General features: G+C 38.7%; 23 protein-coding genes and 1 riboswitch. Of the genes, 4 read left to right on the forward strand and 19 right to left on the reverse strand.

Annotation, left to right across the window (positions count from 1 at the left end; genetic code table 11):
• Positions 1-5: 5 nt before the first annotated feature.
• The 9 genes from copZ to sppA all read right to left on the reverse strand — a co-directional run bounded on the left by copZ (position 6) and on the right by sppA (position 7,679).
• Positions 6-212, reverse strand: a complete 207-nt coding sequence (copZ, locus tag JNUCC23_RS16595) for a copper chaperone CopZ (RefSeq protein ID WP_454212496.1) — start codon at positions 210-212, stop codon at positions 6-8.
• A gap of 17 nt (positions 213-229) precedes the next feature.
• Positions 230-565, reverse strand: a complete 336-nt coding sequence (locus JNUCC23_RS16600) for a metal-sensitive transcriptional regulator (RefSeq protein ID WP_403072001.1) — start codon at positions 563-565, stop codon at positions 230-232.
• A gap of 334 nt (positions 566-899) precedes the next feature.
• Complete coding sequence (locus JNUCC23_RS16605) at positions 900-2,090, reverse strand: acetate kinase (protein ID WP_403069053.1); 1,191 nt, start codon at positions 2,088-2,090, stop codon at positions 900-902.
• 511 nt (positions 2,091-2,601) lie between these two features.
• Positions 2,602-3,600: a class I SAM-dependent methyltransferase gene (locus JNUCC23_RS16610; RefSeq protein ID WP_062176776.1), complete on the reverse strand. Its 999-nt coding sequence runs from the start codon at positions 3,598-3,600 to the stop codon at positions 2,602-2,604.
• Positions 3,601-3,943: 343 nt separating this feature from the next.
• On the reverse strand, positions 3,944-4,444 hold the full coding sequence (gene tpx, locus JNUCC23_RS16615) for a thiol peroxidase (RefSeq protein WP_403069049.1): 501 nt from the start codon (positions 4,442-4,444) through the stop codon (positions 3,944-3,946).
• 259 nt (positions 4,445-4,703) lie between these two features.
• Positions 4,704-5,141, reverse strand: coding sequence for a GerW family sporulation protein (ytfJ, locus tag JNUCC23_RS16620; RefSeq protein WP_062176770.1), 438 nt, complete (start codon positions 5,139-5,141; stop codon positions 4,704-4,706).
• Positions 5,142-5,168: 27 nt separating this feature from the next.
• Entirely contained in the window at positions 5,169-5,843 is a 675-nt protein-coding gene (locus tag JNUCC23_RS16625) for a DUF2953 domain-containing protein (protein WP_454212499.1), read from the reverse strand.
• Positions 5,844-6,094: 251 nt separating this feature from the next.
• Positions 6,095-6,661, reverse strand: a complete 567-nt coding sequence (locus tag JNUCC23_RS16630) for an RDD family protein (protein WP_403069042.1) — start codon at positions 6,659-6,661, stop codon at positions 6,095-6,097.
• Positions 6,662-6,674: 13 nt separating this feature from the next.
• The gene (gene sppA, locus JNUCC23_RS16635) at positions 6,675-7,679 is read right to left on the reverse strand and encodes a signal peptide peptidase SppA (protein ID WP_454212501.1); all 1,005 of its coding nucleotides are present in this window, start codon (positions 7,677-7,679) and stop codon (positions 6,675-6,677) included.
• 241 nt (positions 7,680-7,920) lie between these two features.
• Here sppA and JNUCC23_RS16640 point away from each other — a divergent pair, with 241 nt between their 5' ends.
• Complete coding sequence (locus tag JNUCC23_RS16640; protein WP_062176760.1) at positions 7,921-8,721, forward strand: NAD kinase; 801 nt, start codon at positions 7,921-7,923, stop codon at positions 8,719-8,721.
• Positions 8,722-9,096: 375 nt separating this feature from the next.
• Here JNUCC23_RS16640 and rarD read toward each other — a convergent pair whose 3' ends face one another.
• From rarD to JNUCC23_RS16660, 4 genes are all read right to left on the reverse strand, one after another.
• Positions 9,097-10,026: an EamA family transporter RarD gene (gene rarD, locus JNUCC23_RS16645; protein WP_454212504.1), complete on the reverse strand. Its 930-nt coding sequence runs from the start codon at positions 10,024-10,026 to the stop codon at positions 9,097-9,099.
• Between the two features lie 83 nt (positions 10,027-10,109).
• Complete coding sequence (locus JNUCC23_RS16650; protein WP_454212506.1) at positions 10,110-11,711, reverse strand: amidohydrolase; 1,602 nt, start codon at positions 11,709-11,711, stop codon at positions 10,110-10,112.
• Between the two features lie 242 nt (positions 11,712-11,953).
• A complete protein-coding gene (locus JNUCC23_RS16655; RefSeq protein ID WP_062176751.1) occupies positions 11,954-12,619 on the reverse strand; it encodes a potassium channel family protein in 666 nt (221 codons plus the stop codon).
• Positions 12,620-12,645: 26 nt separating this feature from the next.
• Positions 12,646-13,983 (reverse strand): TrkH family potassium uptake protein, encoded by a 1,338-nt coding sequence (locus JNUCC23_RS16660; protein WP_454212508.1) that lies wholly within the window; start codon positions 13,981-13,983, stop codon positions 12,646-12,648.
• A 444-nt stretch (positions 13,984-14,427) separates the two neighbouring features.
• Positions 14,428-14,568, reverse strand: a riboswitch (cyclic di-AMP (ydaO/yuaA leader).
• Positions 14,569-14,822: 254 nt separating this feature from the next.
• Here JNUCC23_RS16660 and JNUCC23_RS16665 point away from each other — a divergent pair.
• Together JNUCC23_RS16665 and JNUCC23_RS16670 are read left to right on the forward strand one after the other, a co-directional pair.
• Positions 14,823-15,185, forward strand: coding sequence for a DUF2294 domain-containing protein (locus JNUCC23_RS16665; RefSeq protein ID WP_062176744.1), 363 nt, complete (start codon positions 14,823-14,825; stop codon positions 15,183-15,185).
• 167 nt (positions 15,186-15,352) lie between these two features.
• On the forward strand, positions 15,353-15,547 hold the full coding sequence (locus tag JNUCC23_RS16670) for a hypothetical protein (RefSeq protein WP_062176741.1): 195 nt from the start codon (positions 15,353-15,355) through the stop codon (positions 15,545-15,547).
• A gap of 146 nt (positions 15,548-15,693) precedes the next feature.
• Here the strand turns inward: JNUCC23_RS16670 and mbcS are convergent, their stop codons facing one another.
• The 5 genes from mbcS to ezrA form a co-directional block, all read right to left on the reverse strand.
• Positions 15,694-17,274 (reverse strand): acyl-CoA synthetase MbcS, encoded by a 1,581-nt coding sequence (mbcS, locus tag JNUCC23_RS16675; protein WP_403069026.1) that lies wholly within the window; start codon positions 17,272-17,274, stop codon positions 15,694-15,696.
• Between the two features lie 317 nt (positions 17,275-17,591).
• Positions 17,592-17,792: a small, acid-soluble spore protein, alpha/beta type gene (locus JNUCC23_RS16680; RefSeq protein WP_062176735.1), complete on the reverse strand. Its 201-nt coding sequence runs from the start codon at positions 17,790-17,792 to the stop codon at positions 17,592-17,594.
• Positions 17,793-17,882: 90 nt separating this feature from the next.
• A complete protein-coding gene (gene thiI, locus JNUCC23_RS16685) occupies positions 17,883-19,097 on the reverse strand; it encodes a tRNA uracil 4-sulfurtransferase ThiI (RefSeq protein WP_403069021.1) in 1,215 nt (404 codons plus the stop codon).
• Between the two features lie 5 nt (positions 19,098-19,102).
• Positions 19,103-20,242 (reverse strand): cysteine desulfurase family protein, encoded by a 1,140-nt coding sequence (locus JNUCC23_RS16690; protein ID WP_403069018.1) that lies wholly within the window; start codon positions 20,240-20,242, stop codon positions 19,103-19,105.
• A 624-nt stretch (positions 20,243-20,866) separates the two neighbouring features.
• The gene (gene ezrA / locus JNUCC23_RS16695) at positions 20,867-22,501 is read right to left on the reverse strand and encodes a septation ring formation regulator EzrA (protein WP_454212512.1); all 1,635 of its coding nucleotides are present in this window, start codon (positions 22,499-22,501) and stop codon (positions 20,867-20,869) included.
• A gap of 225 nt (positions 22,502-22,726) precedes the next feature.
• On the opposite strand from ezrA, the gene hisJ reads away from it, so the two are divergent.
• A complete protein-coding gene (gene hisJ, locus JNUCC23_RS16700) occupies positions 22,727-23,533 on the forward strand; it encodes a histidinol-phosphatase HisJ (RefSeq protein ID WP_454212514.1) in 807 nt (268 codons plus the stop codon).
• Between the two features lie 5 nt (positions 23,534-23,538).
• Here the strand turns inward: hisJ and refZ are convergent, their stop codons facing one another.
• Positions 23,539-24,177, reverse strand: a complete 639-nt coding sequence (refZ, locus tag JNUCC23_RS16705) for a forespore capture DNA-binding protein RefZ (protein WP_062176721.1) — start codon at positions 24,175-24,177, stop codon at positions 23,539-23,541.
• Between the last annotated feature and the right edge of the window lie 116 nt (positions 24,178-24,293).

Genomic DNA, 24,293 nt, shown 5'->3' on the forward strand with positions numbered 1-24,293 from the left:
ATAATTTATTCAACATCATATCCTTGATCATCGATTGTTTCTTTGATTTTTTCAAGCGTTACTTTTTCATGATCAAATGCAACATCTACTTTTCCTGTTTCTAAATGGACTTTTACTTCAGCAACACCAGCAAGCTTTCCTACATTTCCCTCAACAGCATTTACACAGTGACCACATGACATTCCACTTACATTCAATGTTATGTTTTCCATCTTTATTCACTTCTCCTTTACTTTTTCATTAATTTTTGTATAGTTACTAAGACCTCATCGATCACTTCCGCATCCCCCTCATTAAGCCGGTCGATTACACAAGTTTTTAGATGGCCTTCTAATAAAATTTTCGCCACACTATTAAGGGCACTTTGAGTGGCGGCGATCTGGGTAATGACGTCATCACAATACGTATCCTTCTCAATTAGCCCTTTAATCCCGCGAACTTGACCTTCTATGCGATTTAACCGGGTGGTTAAATTCTTTTTTACTGTATCAGAATGATGACTTTTTCTAGCATGAGTTGGGGTCACGCAACATTCATCTTCAATTAGATGACCATTTTCTTGCATTTCATTTTCCATCTCTTCCCCTCCTTAAACACATAATACCATACCCCCCTACCCTATGTAAAGTGAGATGATTTTGTTACTAAAAACAGCATCACTCTCCCATTTTATTCCCGCTTATTAGATAAATGAAGGGGGAAGTTAAAACGTAGCGACTCCTTTTTTATGGTTTTCTTTTCATTCTTTCCGATTATAAATCTAAAAATACCCTAAGGAAACAAACACAAAAAGACCTCCTTTCATACTTAATTAAATAAGCATAAAAGAAGGTTTGGGTAGAAAAATGGTCGTGGTTATTCTGACCACTCAATTTTCAGTATTCAATTGTAAATATCACTTATTTTTTCGCGATGCGTTGCACATCACGGGCGATCATAACTTCTTCATTGGTAGGGATAACCATTACCTTAACAGGAGAGTGCGGGTAGTTAAGGAATGCTTCTTCTCCGTGTGTTTGGTTTAAAGCAGGATCCCAATATATGCCCATAAATTCAAGACCATGTAGGACTCTTTCACGCATCATTGAACTGTTCTCACCAATACCTGCCGTAAAGATGATTGCATCCACACCACTCATTCTTGCTGCATATGAACCGATATATTTATGGATTCTGCCAGCAAAAACTTCAAGTGCCAATTCTGCACGTTCATTGCCTTTTTCAGCTTCAATTTGGATATCACGTAAATCACTTGAAAAACCTGAAATAGCAAGCATTCCACTTTCCTTATTCAGAACATCAAGAACTTCATCCGCTGTTTTCCCTGTTTTCTCCATGATATAAGGAATGAGAGCAGGGTCAATATTTCCAGAACGCGTCCCCATCGTTACTCCTGCAAGCGGTGTGAATCCCATTGAAGTATCAATCGATTTTCCACCTTTAATAGCAGCAATACTTGCACCATTTCCTAAATGGCAAGAGATTAAGCGCAGTTGTTCAACTGGACGCCCAAGCATTTCTGCTGCACGTTCTGTCACATATTTATGCGAAGTCCCGTGGAATCCATATTTTCGAATGCCGTATTCTTTATAATATTCATTTGGCAAACTGTATAAATAAGAGCTTGCAGGCATTGTTTGATGAAATGCCGTATCGAAAACGGCAACAGCTGGCACATTTGGAAGCGTTTGTCGGAATGCACGAATTCCAGTAATGTTAGCTGGATTATGAAGCGGCGCTAAATCAGAAAGTACTTCAATTTGAGCTAACACTTCATCTGTAATTAATACAGAATCTGTAAAAATTTCTCCACCATGGACAACTCGGTGTCCGACGCCATCAATTTCATCATAAGAAGAGATGATTTTATAATTAATTAGTTTTTCTAATAATAATTTTACAGCCACTTCATGGTTCGGGATATCCAATGTTTCAGTGATTTTCTCATCATTCACTGAAATAACAAAGACTGAATCCTTTAATCCAATTCTTTCCACAAGACCTTTCGTGATAACTTCCTCACTTGGCATGTCAAATAATTGAAATTTCAATGAAGAACTGCCTGCATTTATCGCAATAACTTTAGACATTATAAAGCCTCTTTTCTACACGTATTTACAATGATCACTTAAGAACAAATGCTTCTTTTCTCATTTAAGCATTGAATCAAGGAGCTTTCAAGAGCGAGCCATCCATAGAGCGCTTACAAAAAAGAAGAAAATGTATTCAGATTTTTCTCTAAAAACAGCTATAAGCAGCTGATCCCTACTAAAACGATGAAAAAGGTTCAGGTTCTAAAAATTACCTCACCTTATGAAGGTAGCTTTGCTGTGCTGATTATGTGAAGTCCCGCCCCATATCCTTCATACAAAACAAACGAGGAAATATACGTATTTCCTCGCCAGTAATTAGAAAAGCGCAAGCACCTTTTTTGGAACTTAGGCTAAGGTCGTACGTTCTGTAGCGAATGCGGAAGTCCTACAAGCAAATGCTCCCCACCCAAAAAGTCATGTATGGACTGTTTGGGTGAAGAACATTTGACCTAAACCGGCTCTACTTGCTTGACATCAAAACTCGTTTTAAACATACTCGCTTATTCTTTTATTTTGCCGTTTGTTTTTCTTGACGAAACCACGTATCAATTTGGTCCATGATGGATTTTGTCGCAACAGCGTCGGATAATTTTGGCAGTTGGACTAGCAAGGCTTCTTTTGGTGCATGTAGTCCTTCTTTATGCTTCTGTAAAATCAAAATACTTTTCGCTGATTGCTCGTTTTTAAACATGGAAAGAGGCAATTGTACAAGCCCTTGAATATGCGTGTGTTTTTTTAAAAACTCATTTAATTTAGGGGCTTCTTCCGATAAAAAGAGATTATTCGGAACGATAAAGAATGTGTATCCCCCATCCTTCAAATGCATAATACTTTGCTCAATAAAGAGATGATGCGCATATGAATGCCCTTTGTCAGCAGCAAGCATATACTCACTAGCTCGCACATCATTTGGATAATAGCCTATTGGCAAATCACTCACCACTACATCCGCTGGGTCAATAAACAGTGGCTCTAGGCTATCTTGGTTAAAGAACTGAACTTCATGTTCTTGTAGATTCGCTCCTGCATATGCAAGTCTGATCAGCGTTTCATCCACATCGACTCCATAGGAAGCGATGTTTTTGTCTGTAAGATAATTGAGGATGGTGTATAGTAAATTCCCCGTGCCAACAGCTGGGTCTAACATCGACAATGTAGCTTGTTCATTCGTGAACTTCCCGATTAAATAACTGACAAATATCCCCACAGCATCAGGCGTCATTTGATGGTTCGGCTGGATATTTTCTTTCATGCCCTTTAGAATGGCTAATTGATAGGCTTTCCGAATTTCTTCTTTCTGATTCTTATCGAGCGTAAATTCTTGATAGTGTTTCATTAATCTTTTTTGTGATAACTCACTAATTTCTTCCTGTAATACTTTGCCGTGAAATAAATTTTCTCCTGTTTCACCAAGGGCATCTAAATACGTACATGATAGCTCTTCTTGTAATATTTGAGCTGTTTCATCAAAAATATGGAATAATTCTTCTATCGGGGCAAATTTCAAAGTATACTTCCTCCTGTTTCATTCTCGTGTATTATTCTAAAACTCTTGAACTAGAGACACAAGCGCCACGGCTTTTTTACATAGTTTTTCTACAATATTATTTTAGAATTCTATTCTTGGCTCATTTGCATGAGAACGCATTTACAAAAAAGAGACAAAAATCAATATTATCATATAACTAGCCGTTTAATATAGAAATGGGGTTCATCAATGGGGAATGTCAAATCAAGAGGCTGAATTATAATGAAAGGGTCAGACCCCACATCTACTATCTATCGTTTAAAATGCGAACATGACGCAATAAACGGTGTATAGAGTGTAAGGTCAGACCCTTTCTGAGACATTATTTTGCTGCTTTAGCTGCTTCAATTGCTGCTGTGTAGTCGGGATGTGAAGTACCTTCACTCACATATTCAACATATGTTACTTGATTATTGCTATCAATAACGAATACAGCACGAGCAAGCAAACGAAGTTCTTTCATAACAACACCAAATGCAGTACCAAATGAAAGGTCTCTGTGATCGGAGTATGTATGAACATTCTCAAGACCATTTGATGCACACCAGCGACCTTGTGCAAACGGAAGGTCTACACTGATTGTTAACACTTTTACTCCAGCCACTTTCGAAGCTTCTTCGTTAAAGCGTCTTGTTTGTGCATCACAAACACCAGTATCGATGGAAGGAATTACACTAATAATACGGACAGAACCATTAAGATCACTAGCTTTTACTTCTGAAAGATCATTTGCTAATACGGTAAAGTTAGGTGCTTGATCTCCTACCTTCACTTCTTCACCTACAAGTGTGATCGGGTTGTTCTTAAATGTAACAGTTGCCATTAATAATTCCTCCCTTTAAGCTTTATGTACTACTGTTTAATGATAGATTGTTCCACCTTATTTTGCAATTGTTTAACATTACGATCACATATAGGGGTGTCCAAAATGCAAAGGGCCAGACCCCGCAACAACTAAATACAGTGTGAGATACGTGTATGAAGCACGACATACTGATTTAGAGCACGAGGTCAGACCCTTATGAGACACGCCTACAATCCAAATATTCTTTTACTCTTGTTTAATGGCAACTAGCCATTCGTTAAATACCTAAATCATCTAATTTTTGCGGGGGGCTTTTTGGGTTGCTCTGTTCATTTTTGGACAGCATCGATTGAATTTTTTCGCAAACAGCTGGAGCTAAATCGAGAACCTTTTCAAGTAAATGTGTACCTTGATCAAGGTGTAGCATTTTCACTCCATGTGAACCAACGATGAGAAAAGCAATAGGTGTAATGGATACACCGCCGCCACTTCCACCGCCAAACGGTTGACTACCTCCAGAATCGCCTTTCTGGCCACCATCCATCATAAACTCACTTCCGCCTGTTGCAAAGCCGAAGCCAACCTTTGACACTGTTAGAATAACACTGCCATCCGGCGTCTCAACTGGATCACCGATAATTGTATTTACGTCTACCATTGCTTTAAGATTTTCCATTGCGGCTGTCATCAAGCCTTGAATCGGATGATCTGACATCTTATTTCCTCCACTCTACATCAATTTCTAGTTTGAATCTTTTGCTACTTGTTCGGAAGAAAATTTTACTTTTCCACCTTTCCAGTAGCGGAATATTTTGATTCCTGCCACAATAGCATGTCCGATTCGAAACTCAACTATGCAAAAAAACGAGGTACTCGCTGCTGGTTTCGCATAATCAGGAGTGATCGTGTAATTCGGCATTTTTTTAAATCTCATGTAGTTGCTTAACAGCCCGATAATCGATCCTTTCATAGCATATGATCCACCAACGCAGATGCCGGTTAATACGGCATCTCCTGTGCCGATTAGACTATGCCATTGAAATGTTTTAACCTTCACTTTACGTAGAAATTTACGGACTAGTATATGGAATCCAAATACATGTTTAATTAACTTCTTCATATTTTCAAGACTATTAAGCATTTCTTCAGCTGTGAAATCTTTTACAGCCTCTTGTCCAGCGTTATTTGCATCGATGCCTTTTTCTTCTTTATAAACAATGGCTGCGGAATCTTCAGCTACTTTAATAACTGGAATCTTTATCGTATAACGGATAATCCCGCCCCAGGCACGTAACTTCAGGCGAAAGTGGTCATCTTTCTGTATATGGGAGTATATAATATGGATTTTTATTTTTGTCATAAAAATAAGAATGAATATAAATAGGAAGATTGCGATTACTAAGATAAACCACTTCATATGTTCACACCCTTTCAACTTCTCATTGTGGTCGTATATGCAAAAAAATAAACCTGCAGGATAAAATCCCACAGGTTTATTTTTATTTGTCACCGATTAACGGGCGCCTTCCGCTTTTCTTGTTGTCTAGCTACAGGCGCCATCGGCTCGAGGTCAGAAGTCAATCAATCTGATGGGGAGAAAGACACTCCCCATACAGCTTGCTCGTCTTCTGCTTGTCGCCGATTAACGGGCGCCTTCCGCTTTTCTCGTTACTTTCGATCTAATATGACTGTTGTGTCGGCAAAGATGTCATGAAGTCCTTGCTTTTTAGGGAGGAATCCGACAATGATATAGCCTGCAAAAAGAAACTTGGCAATGAATCGGCCAATGAATTCTCTAAAAAACAATGTCCCCCAAGAGATCCTTTCTTCTTTTAGACTAACAACTCTCAAGCCGAATATCATTTTCCCTAATGTTTTTCCAAAGAATCGAGTCATCAGCACGAAATACAAATAGAAAACGATTGTTGTTCCAATTGCTTGAATAGAAAAGAAGGAGCTGTCAAAAACATTCCCAGTAATGGCCATGGAAAGAGGGCTAATCAGAATTCGATTTAAACTACCAATGACTAATAAATCGGCTAAATAGGCCCAAAACCTCATCCAAAATCCAGCATAGGCCACTAAAGGGCGGCCTTCCTGATCGAAACCTGCTACTTGATTTGTCAAAATCAACTCTTTCTCCCGTAACGTTTCATCTAAATCAAGTTGGCGAGAATTTGATTCGTACTCTTTATCAAGATTTACATCATTATTTGTCTGTTTATCCTCATTCATTCTTCTCGCCTCCTCATTGTGAATATAGGTACATCAATCGCGGAGAATTCGTTCTCGAAAGCAATTCAACTAGACCCTCTTTCTCAAGGTCATTCCCCATTAGCTTTCTTGCGCCCATATTGAAAAGAGTTCCAAAGCCTGCTTGATCTGTGTACCTAATCACCGAGGCATTTTTCAATTTCAAATCTTTTTGCATCGCTGAAATTGTATCATCTAATGTGCCGAGACCATCAATTAACTTTGCATCCAGTGCCTGGCGACCATCATAGATTCGGCCGTCCGCTAATTTTCGGACTTGGGCATCTGACATACTCCGGCCTTCAGAAATAATTTTCACAAATTGATTATATGAATTATCAATTAATGTTTGTAGGATATTTCTTTCCTCATTTGTCATCTCTCGTGTTGGGCTCATAATATCTTTGTATGGTCCACTTTTAATCGTTACGAAATCAACGCCATATTTCTCTGCCAATTTTCCGTAGTTCACACTTTGCATAATAACGCCTAATGAACCCGTTAATGTTTCAGGACTTGCAAAAATCTTATCCGCTGGCGCTGACACATAATATCCGCCAGATGCGGCCATAGATCCCATTGAAACGTAAACTTTCACTCCACTTTTTTGGATCTCTAAAATTTTGTCACGGATCTCGGCACTTTCAACAACACCGCCGCCTGGTGAATTGACACGCAAAATCATTCCTTTTATTGCTGGGGTTTCATTCACCATATCCAATTTGTCCATAAAGGCTCTGTGATTGTAACCGGTTGTACCTAACAATGAGCCGGAATTTCCTGTATCTTGAATAACTCCTTCGATATCAAGTACAGCAATTTCGTCAAAGCCTGTACCTTGTTCAATCACTTCTGTCATAAATTCACCATCTGATCCAAGAAAATCATTAAACAGCTTATCAACATCAACGAACATGGCTGTGGTCAAGAAATTGAAACCGATTGAGAAACCAAATAACACTACCGCAATTCCCAAAGCAGCCCAACGCTTTCCATTCATTATCTTCATCCTCTCTCTACTCTGTACTTAATAGAGGTTGTTCAAAAAGTCCGGTTCTCTCGAGATGCGCTCGCAGAACTTCTCGGATCTTTTATCCTCCTTTTTGGACACGCACTACTAGTTTATGCGTTTGAATTTTCAAAATGTTTCATCTCATGATAAACTAAGGAAACACCCTAATATTGTAACAAACAATCTACTTTTTTGGAAAATAATTTCAATACTGTTGGAGGTTTTTACTATGGATAATCGTCGTAATTTGTATTTCTTTCATGCACAATCTGAAGATACTCTTGCTAAAGTACAGCCATTACGGGATTTAGCACAACGCAATGGGTATAATATCGTACCTGATTTTAAACACGCGAACATTATCGTTAGTATTGGGGATGATGGGACATTTCTTCAAGCAGTCAGAAAAACGGGTTTCCGAGAAGATTGCTTATATGCGGGGATTTCTACAACCGGGAACTTAAATATGTATTGTGATTTTCATTTAGAAGATACCAACAAAATGATTGAATCAACAGAAACAGATCAAATTGAAGTACGGCGCTATCCAACGATTGAAATTAAATTGGATAATCAGCCCTCTTTCTTTGCGCTCAATGAACTAAGCATTCGTTCTGCGATTATAAAAACATTCGTGCTGGATCTCTTTATTGATTCAATCCATTTTGAAACGTTCCGAGGCGATGGAATCGTGATTGCTACGCCAACTGGAAGTACTGCCTACAACAAATCAGTGAAAGGCGCGGTTGTGGATCCAACTTTACCATGCTTTCAAGTGAGCGAGCTTGCTTCGATCAACAACAATACTTATCGAACGCTCGGATCCTCTTTTATTCTTGGACCTGAACGAACATTATCCGTCAGAATGCCACAAAATGAAAACGATTACCCAACGATTGGTCTCGACAATGAAGCACTAAGCATCCGCGATATTGAGAAAATTCAAGTAAATCTAAGCGGAAAATCGATTAAAACGATCAAACTAAAAGACAACTCATTTTGGGAAAAAGTAAAAAGAACCTTTTTATAAAGTGAACCTTCAATCAGTAGGGGTTTTCTTCATCCCCTACTGATTGTTAGTCACGTTTTACTGCCCGTTAATGCGGGATAATTAAATAAAGAGGATGTCCCAAAAGGGTCTGACCTCGCACTCTAAATCAGTATGTAGTGGTTCATTCACTTATCCTATACTGTATTTAGTTGTTGCGGGGTCTGACCCTTTGCTTTTGGGACATCCTCTGGTTTTAATAAAGTGAAACTTCCATCAGTGGGGGGTTCTTTTATCCCCCACTGATGGTTAGTTGAACCAATCGGGCTTTTACGGGCAGTTTGTCCCCCACCTACCTTCTTTGTACTTCATAAGCTTGAGGTGGGGGTCTTACTGCCCGTTAATGCGGGATAAAGATCAAGCACCACGTCTTACTTGTTTTTTCACGTTATTGCTACCTATGACTCTATTTTTTGTAATCGAGAGAGTATAGATGACTAGTGCGCTCCAGATAAAGATGAATGCAAGTAAGTGGACTTTCGTAAATGACTCATGGTAGACAAATACGCTAAGTATCAATGATAAGGTTGGACCAATGTATTGCAATATCCCGAGCATAGATAGCGGAACTTTTTGTGCTCCTTTTGCAAAAAACAATAGTGGTAGCGCTGTGACAACGCCCCCTCCCATTAATAGTAAAGCTGTATGAGATGTTGTAAAGAACGCTGAACCTGATGTAGACAGAATATAAATGATATATCCTAACGCAAATGGAGTAACCATTAAGGTTTCTAATGTGAGCCCCATAGCTGAGTCGGCCTTTATCATTTTTTTTGCTAGACCATACAGTCCAAATGTTATAGCCAAAATGAGTGAAATCCATGGGATTGAGCCAAAGTAAATACCAAGAATAAGTACACCTGCACCTGCAAGCGAAAAGGCAAAGACCTGTTGCTTACTTAGTTTTTCTTTTAAGACAATGACCCCAAGCAGCACACTAACTAGTGGATTGATATAATAACCAAGGCTAGTTTCCATAATCCTCCCTGCATTCACAGCCCAGATGAACGTTCCCCAGTTAATGCTGACCAAAATCGAAGCAAGAAAAAGCGAGAACAGGATTTTTCGATTCTGAACAATCTCTTTTAGAAAACTGACAAAGTTCTTCCATTTTCTCGAAACCAATAAAAGAACGACCATAAAAGCAAACGACCAAATAATCCGATGAGCAAGGATTTCTCCAGCAGACACATCTTGTATCATCTTCCAATACATCGGAATGATGCCCCATATTAAATAAGATAATGCCGCAAAAAAGGCACCTTCTCTTTGACTTTCCAATTTCATGACCTGCATGCCTTCTTTCTACTATACTATTTCAGATTACGAAATATATTTATTATACATGCAAGTTTCTACTTCTTCTATGATTATTTTTTCGCATAGACAATCTGTTCGTTGACAACTGTCATGCCTGCTTGTATTTCAAGCCATTCATCAGGCTGGACGGCGTACAAATCTTTTTCAAAAACTGTGAAATCAGCCACATATCCCGGAGCAATCTTGCCACGCGATCCTTCTTGCCCAATCACATAAGCACTCCCAGTCGTATATAAGGAGAGCGCCTCAAATAGCGATAGACATTCCTTTTCATTATAAATCGTTTGGTCTGGACCAAACGGCTTTCTTCTTGTCACAGCAGCATGAATACCTAGCAACGGATTGACCGGTTCAATCGGCGCATCTGAACCGCCTGCACAATGAATGCCTTCTTCAATGAATGTTTTCCATGCATAGTTATATTCCATATGCTCTTTTCCTATTTTATCAATAACCCATGGAAAATCAGAAGGGACAAAGCCAGGTTGAATATCGAAAATCACCGGTAAATCTTTGGCACGATCTAATAAATCTCTTCTCATAATTTGTGCATGAATAAGCCGATCTCTCCAGCCAGGCTTCGGTGGGTAAGCGCAAATGGCATCCAGTACCATTTCGAATGCAAGATCACCAATTGCATGTACAGCGATTGGCATCTCATAATTCCTTGCTTTTTGAACAAGATCATGCAGTTCCTTTTCTGTATAAATCGCCACACCTTGCGTGTCCGGACGGTCACGATACGGATGGCTTAATAATGCCGTATTGCCGCCAAGTGATCCGTCTGCAAATAGTTTCATCGCATCTAATTCAATCAATCCTTGTTTACTGCGGTATCCATACCCAGCCTCTTTCATGTCATCAACCACTTCATTATGAACGAGCAGGTTGACACGGAATGGCAATTTCGCTTCCTCAATAACTGAAACAAATGCTTGATAAGTTGGCAAAAATCCATTGTAATAATGTAAATCTTCCGAATGCCCCCCAGTTAAACCAAGTCTATGGCAATCACGAATCGAAGCAGACAACGCACGCCTCACATATTCCTCCGTAATTCCCGGTACATGATTCATGATCAGTTCCAAAGCAGGGGCTTCTTTAAACATACCGTTTAAACGGGCATCCTTATACCGCCCAATCACTCCACCAAACGGCTGCTCGATATTTTCCTTGATGCCACTACCTGTCAAAGCCGAGGAATTCACAACGACAGCATGACGGCAAGCCCTTTTTAAAACGAGCGGATGTTCATTGGATAGTTGATCCAAGTCATCTCGCAATATAAGTGTAGAATCTGGCCATTCATTTTCATTCCAACCTTCTGCAATAATCCATTCTCCAGCAGGTGTTTGTGCACATTTTTTAAGTAAGGCCTGTAGGATTTCATCTCTGCTCTTCATCATCGAAAGATCCAGCCTCATTAGCTTTTCACCATGTCCAATCAAGTGCAGATGGCTATCTACAAGTCCTGGAATAAGCATTTGACCTTGCAAATCGACTTCATTCGTAATGGTGTCTCGATATGTGTCTCGAAGTGCTGAAGCCTCGCCAACCTCAATGATTGAGCCATTTTCAGTAAAAATCGCCTCTACTTGATCATATTCTGTTTGCATCGTATAAATGCTTCCGTTATACCAAAGCGTCCCCATTGTTTGCCCCCCACACACTTGCTCTATTTAACCACATTGCTTTCTTCCTAAAGTGTATCACCAAACCCAGAGTATTCCACAAGAAAACGTATTAGGGGCATAGAGTAGGCCTCAAAAGGTCTGATGCTTCTTTTCGAGGCACCCCCACGAGACTTTATCAAAATAGCATATTCTAATAATCCAAGTCTGGTCAGTCTTGTGCATCCGCTTAGATGTAGCTGTTGTTCATAGTCACATTTTAGCTACAATGATGATTCTATATTTGAAAATTTAGCTAAGTCCTCTCTGTTCCCAATTACCACTAATAAATCTCCTGTATGAATAATCTGATCTGAGGGTGGAGATACGATTATTTCTCCTTCTCTAACAATGGCAATGACACTTACATTGTATTTGGCACGAATATCAAGATCTCGTAAACTTTTTTCCGCCATTCTAAGTGGAATGATGATTTCCTCGATATTGAATTCTTTTGACAGTTCAATGTAGTTCAACATATTCGGTGATAGGAGCTGATTGGCAACCCGTTCCCCCATGTCTCTTTCAGGATAAATGATCCAATCAGCCCCTATTTTCTCTAAAACCCGGCCATGGTGCTTGCCTAGAGCTTTCGCTATGACTTTTTTCACTCCAAATTCTTTTAAAAGCATAACGGTTAAAATACTCGACTGCATGTCATTCCCAATTGCGACAATTACACAATCAAAATTACGAATCCCGATTGAAATAAGCGCCTTTTCCTCTGTAGTATCTGCCACGACTGCATGAGTAACGGCTAATTCAGCATCTTCGACTCGTTCCTCATTACAATCAATTCCCAAGACATCCTGCCCAGCCTCATGTAATTTTCGAGCTACACTCATGCCAAATCTCCCCAAACCAATAACCGCATATTGTCGTTTGACCATATCTTATTTACACTCCCTATTTTTCATTAACCGATCATTATTTTCCCCTTTGGATGACGAAATGCATCCGGTTTACGCCTCATAGCAATGGCAAAAGCAACCGTTAAAGGACCTAATCTTCCTGCGAACATCGTCAATATAATGAGTACACGACCAATAGGTGATAGTTCTGGGGTTAATCCCATCGATAGACCTACTGTGCCGAACGCTGAAGTCGTTTCAAATAGATACATCATAAAATCATGGCCTTTTTCCGTGATACTCAGTAGCATGGTCATGGTAATAACAAGGAATAATCCACTTACCGTTACAGTAAGCGCTTTAAATATCGTGTCAAAAACAATGCGTTTATGAAAGAAGACGACATCTTCTTTTCCTTTAATTTGTGAAAAGACGGTTCCAAGTAAAGTAGCAAAGGTAGTCGTTTTAATTCCGCCACCTGTTGAACCCGGAGAAGCGCCAATAAACATCAGGATAATCGTCAGAAATAATGTTGGTTGTGTTAAGTCTGAAATATTCAATGTATTAGCTCCATCTGTTCTCGCTGTCACCGATTGAAACAAGGCTGCTAATCCTTTTCCAAGATAGGATAAAGGCTCTAATGTTTTATCATTGCCATATTCAAAAATGAAGATTATGATGGCCCCACCTACAGTTAAAATTAGACTAGTCAGTAATACCAATTTCGTATGCACAGATAAGCGTTTTGTATCATGATATTCATAAAGTTCATTCATTACGATAAAACCAATTCCCCCTAATGTGATAAGCGCACAAACGGTTAGCACGACCGTTGGATCTTCTGCGTACGGGGTCAAACTCCGAAATCCTCCCAGTAAATCAAAACCTGCATTATTAAAATTGGAGATTGAATGAAAAATGCCGAAGTAAATCGCTCGACCAATCGGCATATCAAAAGAAAAACGGATCGATAAAATAATAGCACCGACAAGCTCGATCGCTCCTGTAAAAATCAACACTCTTTTTACTAACCTAACAATGCCCTCCATCGATAATTGGTTTAACGCTTCTCGAAGTAATAATCTTTCTTTCAGTGATATTCTTTTGCCTAAGAGAAAAAAGAAAAAAGTTGCAACTATCATAAACCCTAATCCGCCGATTTGAATGAGCAGTAATATGACAATCTCGCCAAAACTGCTAAATGTGCTTCCTGTATCTACAACGACAAGCCCTGTCACACATGTAGCAGATGTTGCGGTAAATAAAGCATTCAAGAACGAGAGACCGACTCCATCTTCTGTTGAGAAGGGAAGTGTGAGTAAGAATGCACCTATTAAAATTACAGCCGCAAAGCCCAATACAAGAATTTTTGGCGGGTTTAGAAAATCTGTTATTTTTGTCATAATGATCTCCCACTTATTAAAATATTGAATCGAGCATCATTCCATTCTGCAGCGTCATAAAATTATTTATCCCGCATTAACGGAGAGTCAAGCCCCCCACTGAATGAAGTTTCACTTTATCAAAAAGGGAAAAGCAGATTAAACACCAAAAAGACCAATGGTACTTTTCTCCATAATGCAGTCATGCACTATCATTCAAGATTCCAGCGGTAAACCAAACGATTCACACAATGGTATTGAATGCTTGCCAAAACAACATGTTGATTGGAGAAAAAGTACTCATTGGTCTACTTAACGCCCAGCAAGTTATCCACTCTCTTTGCGTTCTATCATCCAAGAAACTTTTTCATATTTACATATATTAAAAAGACCTACAGATTGTTCATTAGGCTGCTTTCTTGCTTCACTCACAACAAAAAAGCCCCCTTAAATTAGGTAGTCTTATGAACTCCTTCGCTAAGCCTGCGAAGAAAGCTTTCGGGTAGGATGGCGAAAGAGTATCTCATCCTTTCTGCAAAAGCAGAATTAATCCCAAATTAGTGGGTCCTCCGTTCTCAATTAATTAAGATTGGGCCGATATCAAATTTATTATTTATGAGAATTATTCTACGCCCGCTGCGTAATCATTGTAAACTCATTAAAAGTACTAGATATGTTCAAATTCATCCAAATACAAGCAAATTAATCGAATATTCACACAATAACTCTATTTCACGTAGTAATTCTACGTATTTCACCTAATTTTAAAGTTTTATAAAGATTTTATTTTTGCATTGACAAGACCTTACTTTGGACATTATGATAACCCAATAAATCTCAGAAAGGTAATTGGAGGCATTATGTCAAATTCCAAAAAGAAACTAGAGGCTGAAATTAGTGCCGCATTTATCAAATTCCAGCGTGAGTTGATCGGTAGAGGTCCACAGGAAGCCAAAACATATATCATTAATGACATGTTGATTACCCGATTCAAAGGTGTTCTAACGGTAGAAGAAAAGCATCTTGTCAATCGAAATTCTGGGAAAAAACTTGTCAAACAAATGCGGGAGCTGCTTCGTGAAATGTACAGCGAAGATTATGAAAAAATTGTCGAACATTATACTGGCTGTAAAGTTCTTTCCTCTCATAGTGATATTAGTACAAAAACTGGGGAGAGAATCGAGGTTTTTATTATGGATAAAGACTTAGAGAAGAGCCTTTAAGATGGGGTAATTCAGACTACAATGCTAGTAATCTTTACATTGTCGAAATTTGTAATTAATTAACTAAAAGAAATGCATTTATTTAGATTAATAGATTGTATACTGTATATGATCACAAGACCTTGTTGTGATTTGGAATTTCATTATGAATATGTAGGAGAGTAAATATGGGGAATATTTCTAACAGATATGTAATTAACGCCGTTGGTAAAGGCGGTCAGACATACTTAACCCATTGTCAGGATAAAGAAGCGCTTAAGAAATGGATAGCCGAACACGAAGATCATCTTGTCATGAATGAGTTGAAGATTGTGGATAAGAAAAAGCATCCATTGTTAAAGTTATTTTCTTTAAAAAGATAATCAGCAAACATTTAATAAAAGAGGTTGTCTAAACAAAAGAACTGGTCCTCACACCCTATACACCGTTTATCCGATATGTCTGTACACGTATAAACGATGATAGTAGGTGCAGGGGCTAATTCGTTTGTGAAACAACCTCTCTTTATTTAACCCGTATGATTCTCATCCAAATTGCGCAAATCTACTCGGCGGATTTTCCCCGAAGTCGTTTTTGGCAGTTCTTTAATAAATTCAATTTTCCGCGGATATTTATAAGGTGCTGTCACTTTTTTCACATGCTCTTGAAGTGTTTTCACCAACTGTGGTTCATTTTCATCGACATGTTCCTGAAGCACGATATATGCCTTGACGACATGTCCTCTTACTTCATCCGGACTTGCTACTACAGCACATTCTTTCACATAAGCATGCTTAATGAGTGCATCTTCAACTTCAAACGGTCCAATCGTATAGCCAGAGCTGATAATCATATCATCCCCGCGCCCCTCAAACCAAAAATAGCCGTCTTCATCTTTTCTTGCTTTATCCCCCGTTACATAATACTCGCCACGAAATTGCATAGCGGTACGTTCAGGGTCGCGATAATAACTTTTGAACAAAGCTGGGGTTTCGATATGTACAGCAATATCTCCGACTTGACCTACTTGACAAGGTACTCCATCTTCATCAATGATTTCAACTCGATTACCAGGTGTCGGTTTCCCCATTGAGCCAGGTTTCAGTTCCATTCCTATGGAAATCCCGACTAACAGCGTATTTTCTGTCTGGCCGTATCCATCTCGTACTTGAATATTGAAGTACTTTTCGAATATATCAATTACTTCCCGATTCAATGGCTCGCCTGCCGATACCGCACTGTGTAGTTCAGTAAGACTATAGTCTGCCAAATTATCCACTTTTGCCATTAATCGATATTCCGTTGGCGTACAACATAGAGCATTGACTTTGTAATCCTCAAGTAGTTGCAAGTATTTCTTTGCTTCAAATTTGCCATGATACACAAGGCCAGTAGCACCAGATCCTAGTACAGCAAGAAAAGGACTCCAAATCCACTTTTGCCAACCAGGGGCCGCAGTCGCCCACACTGTATCACCTTCACGAACACCTAGCCAGTTTGCGGCTGCTGTTTTTAAATGTGCATATGCCCAGCCATGAGTATGTACTACACCTTTAGGATTGCTGGTTGTACCAGATGTATAGGAAAGAAAAGCCATGTCTGAACTTTTCGTATCAGCTAGTGCAAGCGTATCACTGGATGATTGTATTTTCTCCTCCAAATAGAGCCATCCTGGGACTTCCTGACCAACCGATAATTTCACAAGCTGCTCTGTGTCTTTAACTGCATTTACCTGATCGCAAAATTGATGATAGCAAATGACTCCCTTCACCTCAGCATGCCTTACTCGGTATTCAATATCCTTTGGCCTTAACATTTCTGAACATGGGATAACCACGATCCCAATCTTAAGTGCTGCTAGATATACTTCATATGCCTCAATTAGCCTTGGAATGATGATGAGAGCAATATCTCCTTTTTCCAACCCTGCATCTTTTAAAACATGACCGATTTTGTTAACTCGTTTCATTAAAGCATCGTATGTAACTTCTTTCTTTACTCCATCCTCAGATTCCCATTTTAAGGCTAAACGGTTCTTGTCTTTTGCGAATCTTTCCATTTCACTAACAAGATTATACTTCTCTGGAGCAATCAAATCTTCTCTTCTCATTGTATTTCTCCTTCCTTTTTACAAGAAACAACATTAACTATTTAAAACATGGAAACCAACTTCCTTATGTTGCGGCACAATTTTATAGATTTTCGCACAAAATTTAGTTTAATTCTCATTATCATTGGTAATCCTGTTCAAGTTAACAAAGTTTTGTCCCTTTTATCTTTATACAAAACCTCAAGATACATTATACAGTTTTATAAGTATGTAAAATAATAAATATTTTTCTTATCTTATCAGAAAATAAGATGGAATGAAAACAAATGAAAGAAAGCGGGCGAAATCGCCCGCTTTCTGCAGCCATTGTTATGAAATTATTTTTGGTACCCGCCTAATTGTTGTTCAGCCATTTGAACTAGACGTTTTGTGATTTCACCGCCAACTGAACCGTTAGCACGTGAAGTTGTTTCACCGCCAAGCTGCACACCGAATTCAGATGCGATTTCAAATTTCATTTGATCTAGAGCTTGTTGTACACCAGGTACGACAAGTTGATTTGAGTTGTTGTTTGCCATGTGTTTTTCACCTCCTTGTAAGTATAGAATGTGTAAAAACACATGGCTTCATTCGTTGATTTCTTGGTAATTATAGTCAGAGTTTCCAGTCTAGAACAAGTCTTCTAATTGCCCTTCTCCAGTAGCTTTTTCACCAAAGCGAATTTTTTGGATTTCAGTCTGTTCCACAGCATCTGCAATCAGCTTATCAAAGTCAACAAAGCTTTCATAATACTGAACCTTTTCGAGCTTTGGCTTTGTCTTAGGACTTGCCGGTGTAAATACCGTACAGCAATCTTCGTATGGTTGATTCGATATCTCAAATGTATCATATTGCTTCGCAAGCTCAATAATTTCTAATTTGTCCATGGCGATAAGTGGACGCAATACAGGCGTTGAGATTACTTCATTGATCGCAAACATGCTATTCATCGTCTGACTTGCTACCTGTCCAAGACTTTCCCCGGTTATAATTGCCAACGCTTCTTCTTTTTCTCTGATCGCATCAGCTATGCGCAGCATTAAACGACGTGTGCTCGTCATTGTATAGTTCTCTGGTATTTGTTTTTGGATCAGCATTTGAATTTCTGTAAACGGAACAATATGAACTTTCATGCTTCCATTTACTAATGCGAGTTTTTCAGCTAAGTCCATGACCTTCTGTTTGGAACGTTCACTCGTGAATGGCGGGCTATAGAAATGAATACATTCAATTTCAAGACCACGCTTCATCGAAAGGAAGCCTGCAACCGGGCTATCTATTCCGCCTGAAAGCATGAGCATCGCCTTTCCGCTTGAGCCAAATGGAAGACCACCTGCACCATGAATATTCTCGCCTGATAAATAGACTGCTTCCTTGCGTACTTCTACACGTAAATCTAAATCTGGATTTTTCACATCCACCTTTAAAATTCCATCTTTATTCCGTAACAAATGTCCACCAAGAAGATGGTTCATTTCATTCGTATCATATGGAAAATCTTTATCCGAACGCTTTGTCGAAACTTTAAACGTTTCAATTTCTCCCGATAACTGGTCGATATAATATAAAGCAGCCGTTTTAATTTCTTCGATATCACGGCCTATTTTTAAAGCTGGGCTTAATGACTGAATGCCATATACCCCTTTTATTTGGTCAATGATCTTCTGATGATCTTCGCCATTTAATATAATGTACATCCGTTCCCGACTTGCGGTCAGTTTGGCCGCTTTAAAATCTCTTAATGCCCAACGAATATGATTTTTGAGTTTATCAACAAAGCTTTTTCGATTACGTTTCTTTGTTGAAATCTCACCATAACGAATGATAATATGATCAAATTTCATTTATTTTACCTCATTACCTTTTGTAGTTTTAAAAGTGTGTTCTTAATTTCCTGAAGTACGAACTCCACTTCATAAAGTTCGTTTTCATATGAAGTGCTAATTCTAATAACACTATCCGCTCTTTTCTGATCATGAAACATGGCCAATACCGTATCACTGATTGACTTTTTCTTAGACGAACAGGCACTTGTCGTTGAAACATATATTTCTTTCTCTTCAAGCGCATGGATAAATACTTCCGATTTAATGCCTGGAATGGAAAAATTGATGATATGGGGTGCACCATGTAATGGACTGTTTATTTTCACACCCGTTATTTCGTTCAATCCATTCAATAACATATCTCTAATTTCTATTAGCTTCCCATAATCCTGCGCGCTTTTTTGTAAAGTGAGTCGTAATGCTCTAGCTAAGGCTACGAACCCAGCAACGTTTTCCGTGCCACTCCTTAGCTTCGCCTCCTGATTGCCGCCAGTGAAGAGCGGTGAAACCCTAATGCCATCTCTAACGTATAATACACCTGTACCTTTTAAGCCATGAAATTTATGACCAGAAATCGTACATAAATCAATCCCAGCAGTAGCTATATCTAATGGAACCTTCCCAATACCTTGCACATGATCGACATGAAAGAGCACTTGTGGATATTCTTTTAATAAGTGACCCATTTCTACGATCGGCTGGATTGAACCGACCTCATTGTTAACGGACATGACGGACACTAAAATCGTATCCGTTCGTAAAGCATTTTTCAAGTCTTCCACAGAAACAAACCCATTTGAATCGACTTGTAAATAGGTGATATCAAACCCTTCTTCTTCAAGTAATTGACACGTTTCTTTAATGGAAGCATGCTCCATAACAGTGGTGATAATATGCTTACCTCTTTTAGAATAAGCATGTGCTATCCCTTTAACTGCTAAGTTATTTCCTTCCGTTCCCCCAGAGGTAAAATAAATCTCCACGCTTTTCACGTGAAGAAGGTCAGCCACCTGCCTCCTTGCTTGCGTTAACAGGCTTTCAGCTTTAGCACCTAGACCATGTAAGGAAGAAGGGTTGCCGAAGTATTCTGTAGACACCTTTATAAAGGAATCGAGGACTTCCGGATATGGCTTTGTCGTAGCGCTATTATCAAAATAAATCATATGTTTCCCTCCAAAGAACAAAAGCGCGAGCACCTTGAAAGAGGAGAGAGCCACATCATGTGGGAACACCATCCTGACCTATCGTAAGACTCAGAAGGGCTATAGGCTACTTTCTTTTGGCACTAAATTTTGTTCAAGATTTCATTTATATAAAAGCATCGTGTAGCTTCTTGTTCTTTCATTTGATTATTAACAACACATCATTTTACCATAAATCACGATTATTGAAAAAGATTCATTTTGCCAAAATCAGTCTTTTAGTACGAGTTCAAAAAGGAGGATAAAAAGAGCCGAGAAGTTCGAGGAGCGAATGTCTCAACCTTTCGCGTATACAGTAACCGGACTTGCACAGGATGTGCTGACTTCTGTGTTGCTCGTCATGACGTGCGTGATTTTAACAGAAGGTCTTTCATGAGCTTTGGTGCAATTCGCAAGCTTTTTCACCGGACTTTTTAAACATCCTCTTTTACTTTTGGATTACGCAAAAAGAGGCTGTCCCATAAGTGAAGGGTCAGACTGTAGCTACTACATACAGTTTAAATGAAGTGTCAGTAACACGATCAACTGTATGGTGAGTGCTGAGTCAGACCCCTTTAGGACATCCTCTTCATTCATTTTTTCGTATTATGAAAGTACTTCTTCCATATCCGCCTCGATTTTATCTAAGTATCCTGGTTCGACTTTTTCAATGGCTGATGCTGCAACTTCTAATGCCCGCTCATATTCATATTCCATAAAGTAGTGTTCAGCAGTTCTTAAAGCCTCAGCAACAGCAGGGTATCTACTGCGATATCGGTTTCCGTATTGGATCACTTTCTCTGCAAAAAGCATTTCCTCTATCAGCACTTCTGTGTTTTCGTATAAACTTGTGACAGAAGCAATCGCTTTTTCAAGAAAAATGTGTACAGAGCCCATATCCAGAGGCTTTTCCTCTAGTTTACTCTGAACATCTTCAATGCTTTCTTTTGCTTCCGCTAACAAATTCCGATACTTTTCAGGCAGACCTGGAATATTACTTTGCGAGATCGTCCTGCTAGTATCTCCCATTTTCTTTCTCAGGTCTTGTAATACCCCACGTGCTTGCAATTCATCTTTTCTCAATGCATGAAGTTTCTCAGCAAAGGCTTCATGCTCCACCTTCAGCTCGTTTAGAATCGCTTCAATTCCCTGCATTTCTTCACTTAAAACAGAACTGATCATCGTATTATCTGCAATTTCCAAGGAAAGTAATTGGAACCTTTTTACCAATTTATCAATTTGCTTTTCTAATTTCTTCTGAGCACTTAGTTCACTTTCCGTTACATGATAGCTATGCCGTACAACGACTGTCTCAGCTTTTAATTTATCATTCTCATATGCAAATGCTTCAAGGCTATCCTTCAAAAGATCCTCATTTTTTATTAGATACTGTTTGGAAAGCACTTCTTTTTCAAGTAAATCATACAGAAGGTTCACACTATCATAAATTTCATTGATTCCTTTTTCAGCAGTCTCAGTTTCCGCAAGATCAAGTTGATTATTATAATGTTCAAGCTCGGTTTCAAGCCTCAAAATCTCTGTCTCAAATTCAATATGCTCTAAAGAATATCCCTGTTCCCTCATCTCCGTAAAGCCATCTTTCAACTCCAAAAGGGATGTTGGAAGTGAAGAATGACCATCTAGTAGCAATTGAGGAATGATTTCCATTTTTGTTTGAATGGTAACAAGTTGATTTTTTATCGATAAAACAAGTTCTCGCGCATTTAAATAATTTCCATTTTCTGTCGCTTCTTCATATTGCTTAAGAACCACCACTATTTCATCGAGCGTACTCTCAAGTGGATCTGCCGCTTTGGCAAATGTATGGCGATGAACCAGCAAGTTTTTCTTAATAGTACGGTAGCCTTCTTTAATCTCTTCAATCTCAATCCTGTTTTTCTCTTCACTACCGACCAATTCATTTAGCTCACGAAGAATCTTTTCGATCGCCGTTTCAATGTTCGTAAGCTTAGTCGAGATCATTTGCTGAACTTCTTTGGATTTACCGAGACGATATTTGTCGACATAATCATCTGCATCGAACAATAATTCTTCAACATCCGGCATGTAGACTGTGATAATGGCGTCCCATTCATTACGCCATCGTTCAAACATTTCTTCTGTTTCACCAGTCATATTTAATTGCTTTACTTTAGAAAGCTCATCCAATATTGGGCGGTTCATAATTTCCATTTTCCAAGCCTCAAGCTGGTCAATTTCTTTAAAATGCTTCTTTTTCAAAAAATATCCCCATATTATTAACGTAATAACTAGTATAATTATACCTAGTATGTACTCCATCATATGCCCCCCAATTCTAAACCTCACAAGTCAGCAACAATCTATATAAATGTTTACATGTTCAATTCAATGCTTTTATGATACCATGTTAGCAATAATTTTTGACTAATAAATATATTTTTTTTACAGAATTGTGCTTGAAATTGAATTTATGGGGGGATTTTGATGAAAATTGACAGTCATGTTCACAGTCCGTACTGTCCTCACGGTTCAAGCGACTCTTTTGAAGATTATATCGAACGAGCCATAGCGCTAGGAATCGAGGATTTGACATTCACAGAGCATGCTCCTTTGCCAGAAGGGTTCATTGATCCTACACCAGACCGTGATAGTGGGATGGAACGTGGTCATTTACTAGACTATTTTCGAGAACTCGCTTTATTAAAAGAGAGATACAAGGAAAAAATCAGGATTAAGACAGGGCTAGAAGTAGATTATATCGAAGGATTTGAGGCAGAAACTAAGAAATTCCTTAATAAAGTTGGTAAATATTTAGATGATAGTATCCTATCGGTTCATTTTATTCGTGATGAAAATGAGTGGCATTGCATCGACTTTAGTGACGAAATGTTTAATAGTATCGCCAAAAGAGTAGGGTCTGTAGATGCCGTTTATTCATCTTATTACGATACATTAGAGAAAAGTATTGCTGCTGATTTAGGGAACTTCAAGCCCAAGCGTATTGGACATATTACACTTGTTCATAAGTTTCAGCAGCGTTTTTCACCGAAAGAAAATTATGATCAGAAGTTATATTCCATTCTAGACAATATAAGTAGGCAAGGGTATGAACTGGATTATAACGGTGCTGGTGCTATTAAACCGCTTTGTCTAGAGCCTTATCCGCCAGAGCGATTTGTAAAATATGCCCTGCAGCTAGGCATTCCTTTACGTTTCGGGTCTGATGCCCATCAAGCCAAAGATCTAGGTCAAGGGTTCAACTCTTGCTTGGCAGAAGCTTTTTCTAAATAGAAACGTTAAACTAGTAATTCTACTGGCATTTCGCGTTTGACAAACAGGCTTTGTACTAAAAACAAGCAGACTTCATCACGATATTTATCGGTATAATATTTTTCCTGCGTATATACATGCAGGACCTCTCTTGCATAGTGGGCATGTATAATTGGGGCTGAAAGGAGTCCTTTTATTTGCAACGTAAAAATAGCTGGCGGAATTTTACGGAACACGCCTTCTTGTACGCCTTTTTCTAAAACGAATTGAAAATAAGAGTTTTCTTTCATGTAATAAGTTGATAAAACTTCTCGATTAAGATTAGAGTCTAGTGCTGATTCTCCATAAATAAAGCTCGCAGCTAAGAAGTTTTTACGTTGAAATTCAAAAACATCTGTAAGAAGGGCCAGTAAGCCGTTTTGGGTGCCAATTCGGTCAAGCTGGACAAGTTTTTTCTCTAACAGCTGAATATAGTCTTCTAAATATGTAGTAAAACAATACTCTAGCAATCCTTGTTTGTTTTTGAAATAATAAGCAATATTAGCGGAATTAACCTTGGCTTTATGTGCAATGTCCCGTATGGAGGTCGCATGATAGCCTTTCAAGTGAAATAAATATAGAGCGGATTCAAGAATTGCTTCCTTCGTTTGAGTTTGGCGGTTCATTTTGAAGTCCTCCTCTAATTTCAAGTCTTAAAATAAGTTATTCTCGAAATACTTGCAATATCCTGTTAGAACTTCTCGACAACTTCCACAGGGTATCTTGCAATAATGTTGAAGGT

This window comes from Peribacillus sp. JNUCC 23 (assembly GCF_053653995.1).